At 62.9% G+C, this 14,743-nt stretch carries 19 protein-coding genes; 9 read left to right on the forward strand and 10 right to left on the reverse strand.

What is annotated here, in order from left to right:
* Positions 1-19: 19 nt before the first annotated feature.
* The 4 genes from QQM37_RS01920 to QQM37_RS01935 all read right to left on the reverse strand — a co-directional run bounded on the left by QQM37_RS01920 (position 20) and on the right by QQM37_RS01935 (position 3,235).
* The gene (locus QQM37_RS01920) at positions 20-1,333 is read right to left on the reverse strand and encodes an MFS transporter (protein WP_285724458.1); all 1,314 of its coding nucleotides are present in this window, start codon (positions 1,331-1,333) and stop codon (positions 20-22) included.
* Positions 1,334-1,639: 306 nt separating this feature from the next.
* Positions 1,640-2,041, reverse strand: a complete 402-nt coding sequence (locus tag QQM37_RS01925; RefSeq protein ID WP_285724459.1) for a GNAT family N-acetyltransferase — start codon at positions 2,039-2,041, stop codon at positions 1,640-1,642.
* Between the two features lies 1 nt (position 2,042).
* On the reverse strand, positions 2,043-2,540 hold the full coding sequence (locus QQM37_RS01930; protein ID WP_285724461.1) for a hypothetical protein: 498 nt from the start codon (positions 2,538-2,540) through the stop codon (positions 2,043-2,045).
* 23 nt (positions 2,541-2,563) lie between these two features.
* On the reverse strand, positions 2,564-3,235 hold the full coding sequence (locus QQM37_RS01935) for a hypothetical protein (protein WP_285724463.1): 672 nt from the start codon (positions 3,233-3,235) through the stop codon (positions 2,564-2,566).
* A 110-nt stretch (positions 3,236-3,345) separates the two neighbouring features.
* Between QQM37_RS01935 and QQM37_RS01940 the strand changes: the two genes are divergently transcribed.
* The 4 genes from QQM37_RS01940 (at position 3,346) to QQM37_RS01955 (ending at position 6,159) form a co-directional block, all read left to right on the forward strand.
* On the forward strand, positions 3,346-3,792 hold the full coding sequence (locus QQM37_RS01940) for an NADPH-dependent FMN reductase (protein WP_285724465.1): 447 nt from the start codon (positions 3,346-3,348) through the stop codon (positions 3,790-3,792).
* Positions 3,793-3,823: 31 nt separating this feature from the next.
* Entirely contained in the window at positions 3,824-4,381 is a 558-nt protein-coding gene (locus QQM37_RS01945; protein ID WP_285724467.1) for an EXLDI protein, read from the forward strand.
* Positions 4,382-4,531: 150 nt separating this feature from the next.
* Positions 4,532-4,894 carry a YciI family protein gene (locus tag QQM37_RS01950; protein WP_285724469.1) on the forward strand — a complete coding sequence of 121 codons (363 nt, stop codon included), beginning with the start codon at positions 4,532-4,534 and terminating at the stop codon, positions 4,892-4,894.
* Positions 4,895-4,899: 5 nt separating this feature from the next.
* Positions 4,900-6,159, forward strand: coding sequence for an RNA polymerase sigma factor (locus tag QQM37_RS01955; RefSeq protein ID WP_285724471.1), 1,260 nt, complete (start codon positions 4,900-4,902; stop codon positions 6,157-6,159).
* On the opposite strand, the gene QQM37_RS01960 is transcribed toward QQM37_RS01955, so the two are convergent.
* Genes QQM37_RS01960 through QQM37_RS01975 form a run of 4 tightly spaced genes read right to left on the reverse strand, consistent with a single transcriptional unit; the run spans position 6,150 to position 9,108 of the window.
* Positions 6,150-6,704 (reverse strand): AAA family ATPase, encoded by a 555-nt coding sequence (locus QQM37_RS01960; protein ID WP_285724472.1) that lies wholly within the window; start codon positions 6,702-6,704, stop codon positions 6,150-6,152. The two genes, QQM37_RS01955 and QQM37_RS01960, sit on opposite strands and share 10 nt — an antisense overlap.
* A gap of 45 nt (positions 6,705-6,749) precedes the next feature.
* Positions 6,750-7,271 carry an AAA family ATPase gene (locus QQM37_RS01965; protein WP_285724474.1) on the reverse strand — a complete coding sequence of 174 codons (522 nt, stop codon included), beginning with the start codon at positions 7,269-7,271 and terminating at the stop codon, positions 6,750-6,752.
* Complete coding sequence (locus tag QQM37_RS01970; RefSeq protein WP_285724476.1) at positions 7,268-8,371, reverse strand: alpha-hydroxy acid oxidase; 1,104 nt, start codon at positions 8,369-8,371, stop codon at positions 7,268-7,270. The genes QQM37_RS01965 and QQM37_RS01970 overlap by 4 nt, the downstream gene beginning before the upstream one ends.
* Positions 8,372-8,415: 44 nt before the next feature.
* Complete coding sequence (locus QQM37_RS01975; RefSeq protein WP_285724478.1) at positions 8,416-9,108, reverse strand: HAD family hydrolase; 693 nt, start codon at positions 9,106-9,108, stop codon at positions 8,416-8,418.
* Between the two features lie 94 nt (positions 9,109-9,202).
* Here QQM37_RS01975 and QQM37_RS01980 point away from each other — a divergent pair, with 94 nt between their 5' ends.
* Positions 9,203-9,790: a 2'-5' RNA ligase family protein gene (locus QQM37_RS01980; RefSeq protein WP_285724480.1), complete on the forward strand. Its 588-nt coding sequence runs from the start codon at positions 9,203-9,205 to the stop codon at positions 9,788-9,790.
* 40 nt (positions 9,791-9,830) lie between these two features.
* Positions 9,831-10,400: an NUDIX hydrolase gene (locus QQM37_RS01985; RefSeq protein WP_285724481.1), complete on the forward strand. Its 570-nt coding sequence runs from the start codon at positions 9,831-9,833 to the stop codon at positions 10,398-10,400.
* Positions 10,401-10,430: 30 nt separating this feature from the next.
* On the opposite strand, the gene QQM37_RS01990 is transcribed toward QQM37_RS01985, so the two are convergent.
* Positions 10,431-10,619, reverse strand: a complete 189-nt coding sequence (locus QQM37_RS01990) for a tautomerase family protein (protein WP_337250223.1) — start codon at positions 10,617-10,619, stop codon at positions 10,431-10,433.
* 78 nt (positions 10,620-10,697) lie between these two features.
* Between QQM37_RS01990 and QQM37_RS01995 the strand changes: the two genes are divergently transcribed.
* The gene (locus QQM37_RS01995; protein ID WP_285724484.1) at positions 10,698-11,480 is read left to right on the forward strand and encodes an aminoglycoside phosphotransferase family protein; all 783 of its coding nucleotides are present in this window, start codon (positions 10,698-10,700) and stop codon (positions 11,478-11,480) included.
* On the opposite strand, the gene QQM37_RS02000 is transcribed toward QQM37_RS01995, so the two are convergent.
* Positions 11,465-12,289: a helix-turn-helix domain-containing protein gene (locus QQM37_RS02000; protein ID WP_285724486.1), complete on the reverse strand. Its 825-nt coding sequence runs from the start codon at positions 12,287-12,289 to the stop codon at positions 11,465-11,467. The two genes, QQM37_RS01995 and QQM37_RS02000, sit on opposite strands and share 16 nt — an antisense overlap.
* Positions 12,290-12,420: 131 nt before the next feature.
* Here QQM37_RS02000 and QQM37_RS02005 point away from each other — a divergent pair, with 131 nt between their 5' ends.
* Together QQM37_RS02005 and poxB are read left to right on the forward strand one after the other, a co-directional pair.
* Positions 12,421-12,903 (forward strand): VOC family protein, encoded by a 483-nt coding sequence (locus QQM37_RS02005; protein ID WP_337250224.1) that lies wholly within the window; start codon positions 12,421-12,423, stop codon positions 12,901-12,903.
* 103 nt (positions 12,904-13,006) lie between these two features.
* A complete protein-coding gene (gene poxB / locus QQM37_RS02010) occupies positions 13,007-14,731 on the forward strand; it encodes a ubiquinone-dependent pyruvate dehydrogenase (RefSeq protein WP_285724490.1) in 1,725 nt (574 codons plus the stop codon).
* Positions 14,732-14,743: the final 12 nt, after the last annotated feature.

Consider the following 14,743-nt stretch of genomic DNA (forward strand, 5'->3'; position numbering starts at 1 on the left):
GGGGGCGTCCCTTTGACGACTAAGCCTCGGTGGGTTGCTCACCGTGCTGCGCAGCGAGGAGCGGTGAGAGCAGGACGATGAGTGCGGCCACGACGAAAATCGCGGCACCGATCCCGATCGTGCAGCGGTAGCCGAGGGTAGTGGCGAGGAGTCCGGCAAGGAGGGCGCCGAAGAAGAACACGACACGGTTGATGGTTCGAATGGTCGAGTTCATCCGTCCTTGGATCGCATCGGGTGCGACGGATTGCCGGTACCCCGTGTCGTTGGGGTCTTCTACGCCCATCGTGAGGCAGTAGACGAACTGCACTGCGGACACCAGCACTACCAGGACACCTCCGCCGCTTGCTGCGGTCACCGGTGCGACGGCAAGAGCCAGCCACGGCACCACTACTAGTGCTCGGGCGAGGAAGATCGCGCGGCCGGCGCCAAGCCGTGCTCCAATCCGCGGCGCGACGAGTGCCCCGACGAACCCACCGATGCCGCCGAACGTGAGAGCGAGCCCGAACTCCCATGGCTGCAACTGGAGCTCTCGGAGCACGAAGACGGCGAACACAGTGATGACGATGCTGTTGCCAAGGAACCATGTGTGGATCGAGAGCGCCAGGGGTCGCAGCGTGCGATGGCGATAGGTATAGCGCATGCCTTCGGCGATGTCGTGGCCGATGTGGCGGCCGGGTTCGCGGGGAATCGCCCTGGGCTCGTCGACCTTGATCCGCGACTGGAGCACGGCCGAGACCGCAGTGAAGAGCGCATCGAAGGCGAACAGGAGAGGCGCGCCGAGTATGTTGAAGAGGAACCCGCCGAGCGCTGGGCCCGCGCTCCCTGAGACCGTCTCACTCTGGCCGAGGCGGGCGTTGGCCATGACCAAAGACTCGCGGGGAACGATCCGGGGGAGAAGTGGCTGAGCGGCTGAGTCCGCGAACAACACGAGAACGCCCAGGATGAGCGTGACGATCGCGACCGACCAGAAGGTCAGAGTGTTGGTTAAGATGAGGACGGGAATTGCCGCGAGCACGACGGCTCGGCCAATGCTTGTCAGCATCAGCGTACGCTGGCGGCGCCATCGGTCCATGAGGGCACCGACGATGAGCCCTAGGAACAGATATGGCACCACGCTGAGTGCACTCAGCACGCTGATCTGCACCGCTGTGGCATGCAACACCGTGACGATGAGGACGCTGAATGCGACGCCCGAGATCGCGCTTCCGAGCGCCCGGATGCTCTGCGCAGTCCAAAAGAATGCGAACGCCCGGTGGTGTAGAACCTCGACTGGGTGCGTCGCGGTGACCGTCCTGGAGGTGACTCCTTCGTCCATACCGTCAGCCTCATCCATACGGTCAGCATAACGAAGACACATGGGGTGGTCTGATGTGTCGAAATAGGCAGCCGCTGGTGAGATAAGACCTCATATCAATTCACCGATAATCAACATTATGTCAAGTTATAGGCCGATGAGGGTCGCTTTGGTTTCCCCGTCCGGCATCGTGCTCTCGTGGTTGTTGCGTGATCAGAACTCGCACACCGTCAGCAGAGTGCGTCCATGGGGTGTCTCCGGATTCACGCGTCCTGTGTCCCGGAATCCGAGCTTTTCCAGGACTCGCCCGGACACGATGTTCCAGTCCCAGACGGTTGCCCACAGTCATTGGTAACCTGCCTCGCGTGCCCAGGTCATCATCGCCTGAGCCGCCTCGGTCGCGTAGCCGCGATTGTGAACGGCCTGCAGCAGCTCGAGAGCCAGCTCGGGATCCTCAGCGGACACTGACTCCCTGAAAATCAGCCCACAGTACCCGATGACATCTCCCGCATCTTTCCGCTCAACTGCCAGAAGTCGGGGTTCCGAATGATCCGTTCCCCTGCGGATGTTTTCGGCAATGTCTTCCACCGTGGGACGCCCCTCGGCGTCGATCTTCCGGCGTGCCGGTACTCGTGGATCTCGCTCGGTCCATAGCTGCCGGTAGACCTCCGCGTCACTCACTCGTTGGCTGCGTAGGGTGAGACGGCCGGTCTCCAGGGTGTTCAGCGTAGGCGAAGGTGTCTCCATGTCAGATTGTTCCGGGGCGATCCGCGCCGATCCACGGCTTGTTGCCATCAAGAATCAATTTTTCCAGTTCATTCACCCGCGGAGCCAGAGCGCTCTGTTCTTCAAGGCCTTCGTGCACCAGGCACTCCCATCGTGGGCCGCTGGTGTGTTCGCGCCATATTTTCACGCCGTACGGTGCACGAAAGGAACGACGGAATATCCAGGCAGCAGCCGCTACCAGGGCTCTGGTGAGCCCCTCAAGGAGCACCGTTCCCCCATCGACATACATGCCGGGCTCCAGAGGCCCATCGGGTGGGGTCGGCTCGTATCCCCATTTCCCCGCGGAGATGAAATACCAGATACCGTCAGATGCTTTTACCTGACGGCTTCGGGCACGCTGTAGGTCGCGTCGGCTTGCCTCTCGTGAGGCTTTGGCCGCCCAGCGCCGTGCCTTGCGAGGACTGACCTTCTCCCCCGTCCGCTCCTCGTAGCGCCTGATGACGTCCGATACCTCATCCATGAGTCCAGTATTGCAGCCTGGCCTTATGCCAGATTATTCCGGCCATCCGCCGCCGCGAGCCCAGCTCGCATCGCTGCGCGGGACTCCGCATCCCAGGGGCCTGAAGCGGCCAGCGGAATCTCGGTCATATACCTGCGCTCAGCCTCGGGAATTCGCAACACCACGGTATCGGGATCGTTCCCGGCGGCCGCATACAAGTCAGGGCCGTCGGCATAAAACAGGTCGGCTACCACCAGCCGGCCATCCGTTCCGCGCATCACGTTGGAGGGGTTGTCATCCAGCGGGCCGCACCACGGCAGCTCACGCCGTGCCTGCTCGTGGACGCGCCGTACGATGTCGACAAGCTCGGCCACAGCCGGCTCACGGTGCGCGATCGACCGGTGAAACGCGATGGCGTCGGCTTTGCCCACAGGTTCCAGCCACTCCAGGAGTTGCAGGTCCCCGCCTCCCTCAAGGCGGCGATGCGCGAACAGCCTCGGTACCTGCAAGGTGTGTGCAGCCTCGCGATAAAGCCGCGCGGTGTAAGGCCCGACTGGGTCGAAGGGGCTGATCCGCACCGCAGTGGCGCCCTCCGGGGAACGCAAGGCCACTGCCCAGTCCCCCACGCCGCACCGCGTCCAGCCTGCAGCCATGAACGATTGTTCAGCATCGTGGTGGTTGGCCTCCGGAGGGAGGAGGATGAGCACGGTGTCCATTCATCCAGTCTGGATGCCGATTCGAAGAGTCGAAGCCTTGCGGTTGATGCCGTCCATCAGCTGGAAAGCCTGGGCAATTCGGTCCGTCTACTTGACCTCAACGAGACCCAGTGCCGCCATTCGACAATCGAACCATATTCGGCTCCGAAGCATTCTCTAGCGCACACGCCCTGATCCGTGAGGCTGAGAGCGTCGTTCTGGCGCTCCCTGTATACAACTGGAGCGTTGGTAGCGCCGCCAAGAATCTGATTGAGGCAACAGGAGCAACGGGCGATGACGGCAGAAAGGCCGCCTGGTTCGACAAGCTAGTGACTCTCCTCTGTGCTGGTGGACTGCCCCATTCCTACATGGCTTACGGCGCCTTGGCGATGTCAGTGATGCTGGATTTCAAGTGCGTGGTGAACCCCTATGTCGTCTACGCCACGGAACGCGATTGGGATGACACCGGCTTGCTCAGTTCTCGACTCGGAGCGCGGCTGAGGAAGACCATGGAAGTGCATTCCGAACTTAACAACAGCCTGCGCGGCCAGCTGTACTCCTCCGACTGGGAGATCTAAGTCCGGATTCGCGACGGCACGAAGAATTTTAGTGACACTCTGGACGAATATGCGTATGCTTATGTGCATGCCTACAAGGAATGTCTATGTCTCAGATGCAGACCTGCCGGTGTTCGAAAGGGCGGCCGAAATTGCTGGTGCGTTGTCGACGGCGGTTGCCGCAGGATTGCGTCTCTATGTTGATCAGCAGGAGCGAGCACGGAAGAAGGGTGAAATGCGCACCGTTGAGCTTGAAGTCCAGGATGGCGCGGTGGTGATGACTAAGCGATTTATTGGTCGCAGCCTTGTCAGATACGAGATCCGGGATGGCGTTCGGATGCTTGGCTATCGCGCCTATGCCACCGAGCGTGGCCAGATTGCGGTGCATATCAGTAATGGCCCGGACTGGGGCGCACTCGCCTCTCCCGCCGAGAATAATCCAGTCTGGGAAAATCCCAGCACCTGGAACAGCGACTGGTGGAGCACCAGCGAACGATCGTTGCGAGTCTTCCCCGATCTTGCCTCCATGGCAGGAGAGGTCCCGGATGGACTCATTGACGCTGTCCGGCAGGCGCTGGAGGGGCCAGTGGTTGAAGACCTTGATATCTGAGTTGCAGTGTCGAGTTCCCGTGCCAGAGGCAGCACAGAAATTTCTTGCCAGAATTCCTGCGGCGGTGTCGGATGAGAGGAAAGCCGTTCGTAGTACTGATGAGCGGCCACTCATCAGGGGTGCCGCCCCAGCACAGGAGATGATCGACAGATGCAATTCATGATGACCGTGATCGAGGAATTCCTGCCCGGTAATGTTCGGGAAAACCATACTGGCTCCGCCGATGCCGCTGAGATGGCCGCCATCGATGTCTTCAATGAGCAACTTCAAAAAGATGGCCATTGGGTCTTTGCCGGTGGCCTGGACTCCCCCAGCACGGCAACCGTCGTCGACAATCGGCGCGAGGGCTCGCTCGTCACCGACGGGCCATTCCTTGAGTCGAAGGAGCACCTGGGCGGATTCTGGATCATTGAAGCGCCGGATCTCGATGTCGCGCTTAAGCTCGCCGCCGAAGGGTCCAGGGCCTGTAACCGGAAAATCGAGCTCCGGCCGTTCCTGGAGCCGGAGCTCTAAGATCCGTGTCCGGCGCTGAAGTCAGTGAGGCGATCACTCAGGCTCACCGCCTGGAGTGGGCCCGCGTGGTTGCCTCACTGACCAGACGTTTTGGCGACCTCGATGTCGCCGAGGAAGCAGCCGCCGAAGCCTTCGCCACAGCCGTCGAACGGTGGCCCGCTGAAGGCGTTCCGCCGCGCCCCGGCGCCTGGCTGACCACCACAGCCAACCGCAAGGCCATCGACCGACTCCGGCGCGAGAATAAGCGCGATGACAAGCATCGGGAGGCAAACAGAATGTACGGCGACCCGGCATCGGAGCCACGGGGCGCGATCGACGATGATCGGCTCAGACTGATGTTCATCTGCGCTCACCCGGCGCTCGCCATGGACAGCCGCGTGGCGCTGACCCTGCGCCTGATCGGCGGTCTGAGCGTGCCGGAGATCGCGCAGGCCTTTCTGGTCCAGGAAGGTGCTCTCGCGCAGCGAATCACGCGGGCGAAGGCCAAAATCAAAGCCAACCGCATCCCCTACCGAGTCCCTGAGGCGGAGGATCTTCCTATGCGCCTCTCCGGCGTGCTGGCGGTGCTTTTTCTCATCTTCAACGAGGGCTATCTGGCCACCGGTCCTTCCAGCGATCCGTTGCGTCCGGAACTGACGGCCGAGGCGATCCGTCTCACCCGGATGCTCCGTTCCCTGCTGCCGGAAGATGGCGAAGTGGCGGGCCTTCTGGGACTGATGCTGCTGACGGAGGCCCGCAGCGCTGCGCGGATGTCCTCACACGGGGAGCTCATTCCACTGGCCGATCAAGACCGCCAGGCGTGGAACGTGGCGATGATTGCCGAGGGACATCGGATCATCCGGGAGCGCCTGGATTCCGGAGTGGCTCCCGCACCGTATCAGATTCTGGCCGCGATCAACGCCGTTCACACCTCAGCCCGCACCATGGGCGATACTGACTGGTGCCAGATTGTGGCGCTCTACGATCAGCTTGCCCACCTCGATCCCTCCCCCGTCGTCGCACTCAACCGGGGCATCGCCGTCGCCGAGCTGGATGGGCCTTCGGTGGGGCTGGCGCTCATCGAACCTCTCAGCACCGAACTTGCGGACTATCACCCCTATCACGCCGCTCGCGCCGACCTACTGCGCCGGGCGGGGCGGGAACGGGAGGCACGCGCCGCGTACGATGCCGCCATCGGCTTGGCGGGGAACAGCGCCGAGGTTGCCTACCTGAGCCGCCGTCGGGATGAGCTGCACGCGCCAGCTGACGGGAAGATTCAGCCCTGAAGACCTGCCTCTCCCCCATGACGGATCCAGAGGTCAAGGATTTCTCCGGCCACGGCGTCGGCAGATCTGTCGGATGAGTCCAGAACCATATCATCCAGCGCGGTCTCCACCAGAAGGCCCTCCAGTTCCGTGGTGCGATGCAGGTGCCATTCGAGCCCCTGCGGATCATCCTGGTGGCGGGCAGCCAGCCGCGCCCGCCGAACAGCTTCTCGGGCAGTGATCCGGCAGATCAGCAGCGGCCTGCCGCCCAGAGCCTGGCGGTAGCGCTCGATCTCCGCCGGATCCTCGATGACGCCCGCCAGTACGAAGGTGTCGATGCCTGCCAGGGCATAGTTGGCAGCCATCACCTTCAGGTTGGCCAGCTCCAGTTCATGACCGAATCGGTCACCCAGGGGTGCGGGCCAGGCCCGCCGGATGGCATCCAGATCGACGATGGCGTGGGCGATCCCGCGTTGTTTGAGGGCATCACCCAGGCGGTCGGCCACGGTGGTTTTACCTGCACCCACGGTGCCATTGAGGAAAATGCCTCCCAGTGAATCGACCATCCCGACATCCTAGTCAAGCCGGGCACTGCACCAATGCACAGTGGCTTAGAGCTTCACTGCATCTGCAATCTGCCGGGCGACCTGAGCCGGAGTGAGGTGCGTGGTGTCGATGACTTCCGCTTCATCATGGAGCCAGGTGCGACTTGCCTCTGCGTAGGGCTCAAGATACTTGAGACGGAAGGCGGAGATGCCCAGAACGGCATCCTCGGTGATGCGGCGGCGCAGGGTGTCCTGGTCAGCGTGGAGAACGAAATGCCTGACCGGGATGGAATAGTGCGCCAGGCCAGCACTGATTTCGCGCCAGTAGTCCTCCACCAGAACGCTCATCGGCATGACCAGAGTGCCCCCGGTGTAGGCGAGGACGCGATGAGCGGTCTCCACAACGAGCTGTCGCCACGGCAGCCAGTGCTGAAAATTGTCGGTCTGGGGCAGCCCTGGACTGATATCCATCAGTGTCTCTCCCACCTTCTCGGCATCAAGCACCCGCGAATGAGGAATCAACTGCTGCACGAGTGCACTCGTCGTCGTTTTGCCTACGCCGTGGGTGCCGTTGAGCCAGACGATCATAGGAGGCAACGCGCGCACGGAGTCGAATCGTGGCTGGTGGAAGCAGGCCACAGAAGATCTGGTGTGAGTTCGCGGATGGAATCGACGCCGATGGCGGCCAGGACGACGCCGAGGTCCTCAGTCAGCTGCTCGAGGACCTGCGTCGCGCCCTGCTCGCCTCCAACGGACAGTCCCCAGAGCAAGGGGCGGCCGACGAAAACCGCCTGGGCACCCATGGCCAGTGCAGTTGCCGCATGGTCGCCGGAGCGAATACCGCTGTCCACGTATACTTCGCACTCGCCGCCAACGGCCTGTACGACCTCGGGCAATGCCTGGATTGAGGTGACTGACTTACCGAGTCGACGCCCCCCGTGAGTGGAGACCACGATGCCGGAGGCACCTGCGTCCACAGCCCTGCGGGCATCGTCTGCACGCAAAATTCCTTTGACGACGACGTCTAACCCGGCACGTTCCCGTAGGTTGCTGATCACCTCCAGACTGAGATCTGTTGCACCGTTGGTGGCGTCCTCGGGAAGGCCTGCGAGGTCCTCTTGCAACAGGTTGGCCAGGCGTGCTTTTCGTGGCGACTCCGGCCACAGTTGCGGGTCGATCATGAGTTTGCTCGCTGCCAGTCGCGTGGTGTCAACCGTGAGAATCAGAGCCTTCGCTCCTGCCACTGCGGCCCGCTCAACCAGTGCATTGGACAGGCCCCTGTCTTTCATCACGTAGACCTGAAACCACCAAGGAACACCCTCAGCTGCAATCTGCTCGAAAGGGATGGCGGTGTTAGTCGAAACGCCCAGTAATGATCCGACTCGACGGACAGCGCGGGCGGTGGCGATTTCGCCCAGCGGTGTGGCTGCATTTTGCTGGGCCATGGGTGCAGCAAGAATCGGAGTTTGAAGCGGCACTCCGAGCACCGATGTGTTTGTCAGGCGCGATGACCAGCCGGTGAGTACCCTGGGGCGGAATCGCACTGCGTCCCATTGGGCTGCTGCATCCCGTACCGCTTCACTGTCGTCTGCGGCAGCAGAAAAGTATCCGTAAACGTAGTCCGGCAGAATTGCCTGGGCCTCCTGTTCCATTGCATCCCGTCGAGCTCGCTCACCACTGAACTCCATGGCTCTCCTTGCTTGTTGCGTCCTGTTTGTCATCATTCCGCAATTCACGCGCGGGAAATTCCATTGGGCGGCCCAGTCTTAGAGCGACTCATCCCGAGCAGCAGATGAATGGCGTCTGAACAATCTGAGGCCACCAAGGTCGGTGCGAATGACGCGTGCTGCCAGGTCCGGCCGCGGTCAACCCAGATGCTCGGCAACCCCAGCAAGTACGCGCCCTGGATGTCTGCCTCCGCCGAATCTCCGATCATCCAGGCGTCGCTCAGTGACCAGCCAGCCACTTCCGCCGCAGCCTGGAAAATACGGGGGTCCGGTTTCATCACACCCGCTGCTTCAGAGATGACCCAGCCAGCCACTTCGGCATCGAGCCCTGTCACACGAAGTTTCCGCTCCTGCTGTTGGACGGCCCCGTTGGTGACTACAAAGGGAACCCAACCGGCATCCCTGGCTGCGCGCAAAGCCTCCGGGATCCGGGCATCCACGATCAGCCGGTCCGCCATGCCTTGGCGCAAGTCCTGCTCAAGCTGGCCCAGCGCCAGCGGACTCAGGCCAAACCGCTCCCCCATGAGTTGCAGGAGTCGATCCCGTGATTCGTAGCCATCCCGATCGGCATCCACCAGCCACTCGATCTCCGCCTCGCTCCCCGCCCCGTGGACGCCGACGAAGTCTTCGGCCCAGCGACGAAACGCTGCCGCACGATCGACCAGCGTGTTGTCCAGATCCAGGAGAAGCAAAGGCACAGGTCTGAGCATAGTGATCCGGCACCCCGGTGGTCCCACTCTGGCCGTCGTTGTGAGATATTCTTCAGGTTCGCTGATCTCTGGAGGAGCCAACGTGACGCAGGCGTTCATGACCGACCCGGCGCTGCTGGCCTCTCTGGAAGGGCGCCAGTTCATCGTGCTGCGCCCGCGGGCTGCCGTGATGGACCTCTACCTCGAGGCCCAGGATGCGGCTCGAACCATCCTTCCTCCTGTGGTGACCTATCCGAACACCGGACACGTCACTCTGCGCGGATTTGCCGAACCGGAGCGAGTGGAAGATCTGAAACAGGCAGCCCGCGAATGGGCGGCTGAGCAAGCTCCGATTGACCTGGCCGTCGCCGCCATCGACGGATTTCCGCCGCCGTTCAGGATTGTGGTCCTTCGTCTTGCACGGACTCCATCGCTGCTGGCTGCCTACTCTGGGCTGACCGAGACGCTCAATGCCACCGACTTCACCCGGGTGGGTGAACTGAGCCTGGAGGACTGGGTCTTCCATCTCTCGGTGGCCTATGGCGCAGAACTCAGTGATGATGAATGGCAAGCGGCCCATGATTCCTTGACCCGGGTGCTTCCCCTTCTCCTCCAGGAGACGGTGTCAGATCTGGAATTTGTCTGGTTTGATGGCGGCGAGCATCGTGAGGTCATTCCGCTCGGCGGGTAGCACTCCCCTTTCGACGCCTGCGGTGTGGAATGCTCGAACCATGTCTAATGACGCCTTGATGGAGAAGAAATGGCTCTCCACCAGCAAGCGTACGTCCTACCGAGGGCGCATGCTGGTGACCGAGCACGCGGTGGTGTTGCCGGACGGCTCAACCGCGGCATATGAGGTGGATGAAAGCATCCCCTTCGCCGCTGCGACTCTGGTCTACGACGGCCAGCAGGTGCTGCTGACCCGCCAGTACCGGTACCCGATCGACCGGTGGATCTTTGATCTGCCCGGCGGCGCTGGCGATGCAGGTGAGGAACCGGCTGCGGCAGCACGGCGAGAGCTTGAAGAGGAACTGGGCCTTGTTGCCCACAATCTGCAGCTACTGCACACTTTCTACGTCAACCCTGGGCGTGTCGCCTGGCCGGTGCACGTCTTTGGCTGCACCACCACCTCGCAAGGAACGGCGTCCCTTGATGACCCGGCGGAGCAGGTGCGGCTGGTCCGGATGCCGCTGCGGCACCTTGATGAACTCATCGTGGCCGGGGACATTGTTGACCCAACGCTCCTGATCGCGCGCACGATGGCGGCCGCCAAGGGGTTGCTGCCGGCGCTCGGCGGGTAGCCGGGTGTCCGGGCAGGCCCGGAAAGAACATCAGACGCTCACCGGGTAATTGAGATCCAGCTCGTCCGCGGGCAAGCCTCTGATACCCCAGTTTTCACGCGGCGTCTCGGTGATAGTGATCTCGATGTCCTGAACCGAAATGCCGAGCCCGGAAATATTCGCCATGAGTCTGCGCCGGAATTCTCGGGCGCAATACCTGGGCGTGACCGTAGACAACAATTTGAGCCATAGCTCATTCTGGCATCAACCGCCGCACTGCGGGCACCTACCATAGGGCCTTCCTGATACGGTTCCTGGATGAACCCTCAGGGCAGTTCCCAGGAAGAGGCGACCCAGGACGAAACCGAGCTTCCCGGCGGAAACTCCACCATCGTGACCCGTCGAGGCGACACCGTGCGCCGCGAGGCCGGACCGTGGACACCTGCGGTTCACCGCCTGCTAAGCAGGCTCCGTGACGCCGGTCTGAGTGAGACCCCGGTGCCACTCGGTCTGGATGAGCAGGGTCGCGAGGTCCTCAGTTACCTGCCGGGCGTCGTCGGGCATTACCCGCTACCGGACTGGCTCTGGGAACCCCGGATTCTCCGGGAAGCAGGTGCGCTCCTGCGCCGCGTCCACGACGCAAGTGTGCCGCTGCTGGAAGAGATGCGGGACGAACCCGTGCTCTGGCAAAGCCCTGTCCATGAGCCGGTGGAAGTCATCTGCCATAACGACGTTGCGAGTTACAACATGGTGTTCCAAGACGGGCATCTGGTGGGCCTGATCGACTTTGACACTGCCTCTCCCGGGCCGCGCCTCTGGGATCTGGCCTATCTGGCTTACCGCTTGGTGCCATGGGTCGAGGATGCAGGCCCAGCGGCGCCCTCTGCTGGCCAACGCATGGCCCGGCTGAATGAGCTTCTGAACAGTTACGGCGTGCCTTATGAACGGGACGATGTTCTTCGAATGATGGCGCTGCGGTTGGACGACCTGGCCCGGTTCACCGACGGGCGTGCTGCCGCCACAGGACGACCCGAGTTCCTCGATCATGCGTTGATCTACCGGCGGGACCGGTCGGCCATCCTCCATCAGTTGGGCGCCTGAAGACGCGGAGCGGAGCCGTCGCGCTCACGCCGACGGGCCTGCGCACGCTGGCGGGTCTGCTCCGGAGTTTCCCCCATCACCTGCCGGTAGCGACGGGAGAAGTGCGGGTAATCGAAATACCCCAGCCCGGCAGCCAGCGCGGAGAGCTCGATGTCGCGGCTGCCGTCAAACAGTGCGGTCGCCGCCTGCTGCATCCGGCGGCAGTCGATCAACCATTTGGGTGAGACGCCCAGATAGTGTCGGGTCAGGCGTTCGAGAGTTCGCACCGAGACACCCATCTGGGAGGCAAGGTCCGCACTGCGCAGCAGCTCTCGGTCCTCCTCTGCGATCCGACAGGCGCTGTTCACCATGTGCGCGGGTTCGTCCAGCCGGGGAACCAGTGGCGCGAGCCATTCCTGCAGGACCGAGCTGACCACGGCCCGGTCCTGCACTGAATCCTCATCCAGCAGGGCCAGCCGCGGCGGCGTGGCCAGCCTTTCGCCCCGCCCCACCAGCTCGCTGGCGGCTGTGCCGGTCAGCAGCATTCCTGCGGCCGGCCGCAGGAGCACGCCCACACACCACGAGTTCCCCTCCAGTGCATGGCGACACAGCATGGGGTCCAGCCCGTACAGCGCAGCCTCTCCGTGCGTCAGGACCAGATTGAACGTCGGGTAGGTCAGCACATACTGGGTACGTACGACGCCGGGCGGCACGTCCCAGCGTGCCACCCAGACGTGCCGCACCAGCTCAGAGTAGGTGGCGGCCAGTTCGAAGCGGTCGAACACGACCTCGGGCTGACCCGGATTGAGGTGCCCTCTGGAGTGGGTCACCACAGGCCCCGGGGCAACAGGGGCGGCCAAGAACTGACGCAAAAGTACAAGAGTGAACCTGCTCGCATCCCTAGGTTGGAACTATGACTGATACCCACTCTTCCTCACCCACAGATTCGAACACAACCGGTGTGACTGGTGCCCATACGACGAACGGCATCCCTCACGGCAGCACTTCGCTGACACCGCATCTGGTGGTCAGCCCCGCGCGCGCCGCCATCGACTTCTATGTCTCGGCTTTCGGTGCCCGGCTGCTGGACCTGACCACCTTCCCCGACGGCGATGCGGTTGCCCACGCCGTGCTGGATTTCGGTTCCGGCATGCTGACGCTCAGTGATCCGATCGAGTCTTACGGTCTGGCCGCACCGCAGCAGGGTGCGCCCAGTAGCTTCTCCCTCGCCGTGTATGTTCCGCAGGTGGATCGGGCCACCGAGGCGGCCGTCGCCGCCGGCGCCACGCTCCGCGAACCGCCCGCCACCTTCGTCACCGGCGATCGCTTTGCTTCCATCCTCGATCCCTACGGCGTCCGCTGGTCCATCATGACCCGCGTCGAGGATCTCTCCTTCGAGGAAAGCGCCCGCCGGGTCGCTGAGTGGGCGGCCACCCAGGGCTGAACACCGTCAGGGCCGAACGCCACCGAGTGGTTCACCTCACAGCACTTTTGTCCGACAACTGCTTAGACTCGGAACGGGGCTGACTAACCACGAGGAGAGCACCATGAGCACAGTGGCAGACACCATCGTTCAGACGCTGGCGGCCAGCGGAGTGAAACGCGTCTATGGGATTCCGGGTGATTCGCTCAACGGTTTCACCGACGCCCTGCGTGTCACGCCGAGCATTGAATGGGTGCACGTTCGCCATGAAGAAGCCGCATCCTTCGCGGCCGCCGCGGAGGCCGAGCTGACCGGTGAACTGGCCGTCTGTGCGGGCAGCTGTGGTCCGGGTAATCTCCACCTGATCAACGGACTCTACGACGCGCAGCGTTCCCGGGTCCCGGTCCTGGCCATTGCCGCGCACATCCCCAGCTCGGAAATCGGCACGGGTTACTTCCAAGAGACCCATCCTCAGGAGCTCTTCCGTGAGTGCAGCGTGTTTGTCGAACAGGTGTCGACGCCGGATCAGATGCCCAGGGTGTTGAACATCGCGATGCGCACCGCCATTGAGCGGCGCGGTGTAGCCGTGGTGGTGATCTCCGGCGACGTCGCGCTCTCCAGGGCGTCGGAGCAGCCGATCAGCGCCATCCTGCCGACCCACTCGGACATCATCCCCTCCGCTGCGGAGCTGGATCACGCCGCAGTCCTGCTGAACCGCTCCTCCAAGGTGACCATCCTGGCCGGGGCCGGAGTCCAGGGATCCCATGACGAGGTCGTGGAGCTGGCGCGGGTGCTGCAGGCTCCGATCGTGCATGCGCTGCGGGGCAAGGAATTCATCGAGTACGACAATCCTTACGATGTGGGTATGACCGGCTTGCTCGGCTTCGCCTCGGGGTATCGGGCCATGGAGTCCTGCGACACCCTGCTGGTGCTGGGCTCCGATTTCCCCTACCCGCAGTTCTACCCGGAGAAGGCCACGATCATTCAGGTCGACATCCGGGGCGAGAACTTGGGTCGGCGCACGCGGATCAGCCTGGGAATGCGTGGCGGAGTGCGGGAAACCGTGGCCGAGCTGCTCCCCCGGCTTGAGGCGAAGTCACCGGGGAAGCATCTGGAATCAGCTGTGGCGCACTATGCGAAGACCCGCAAACGACTGGATGACCTGGCGACGCCCCGGGGCAAAGGCCAGGCCATTCATCCTCAGTATCTGGCCCGGTTGGTCGATGAGGCGGCCAGCGAGGACGCGGTGTTCATTCCCGATGTCGGCTCGCCGGTGGTCTGGGCGGCCCGCTATCTGCGGGTCAACGGCAAGCGGCGCATCATCGGCTCCTTCAACCACGGCAGTATGGCCAACGCGCTCTCACAGAGTATTGGTGCGCAGGCCAGCTACCCGGATCGCCAGGTGGTGGCGCTGGCCGGTGATGGCGGCGTGGCCATGCTGCTCGGCGAGCTGATCACGCTGACCCAGAACCGGTTGCCGGTCAAGGTGGTCATCTTCAATAACTCGTCACTGAATTTCGTGGAACTGGAGATGAAGGCGGCCGGATTTGTCACCTACGGCACGGACCTGGAGAACCCCAACTTTGCCGCTGTCGCGGAATCCCTGGGGATTAAGGGGATCCGGGTGGAAGACTCGGCTGACCTTCAGGGTGCCCTGGCCGAGGCCTTCGCACACGACGGCCCGGCCGTCATCGATGTCGTCACCGAGCGCCAGGAGCTCTCGATTCCACCGGCGATCACCGCGGAGCAGGTCAAAGGCTTCGCCCTGTACGCCCTGCGAACGGTGATGTCCGGCAAGGGCGATGAGCTCATTGACCTGGCCCGGAGCAACGCCCGGCAGATCCTCTAGCTACTCCTGCTC

This window comes from Psychromicrobium xiongbiense (assembly GCF_030271165.1).
Lineage (GTDB): Bacteria > Actinomycetota > Actinomycetes > Actinomycetales > Micrococcaceae > Renibacterium > Renibacterium xiongbiense.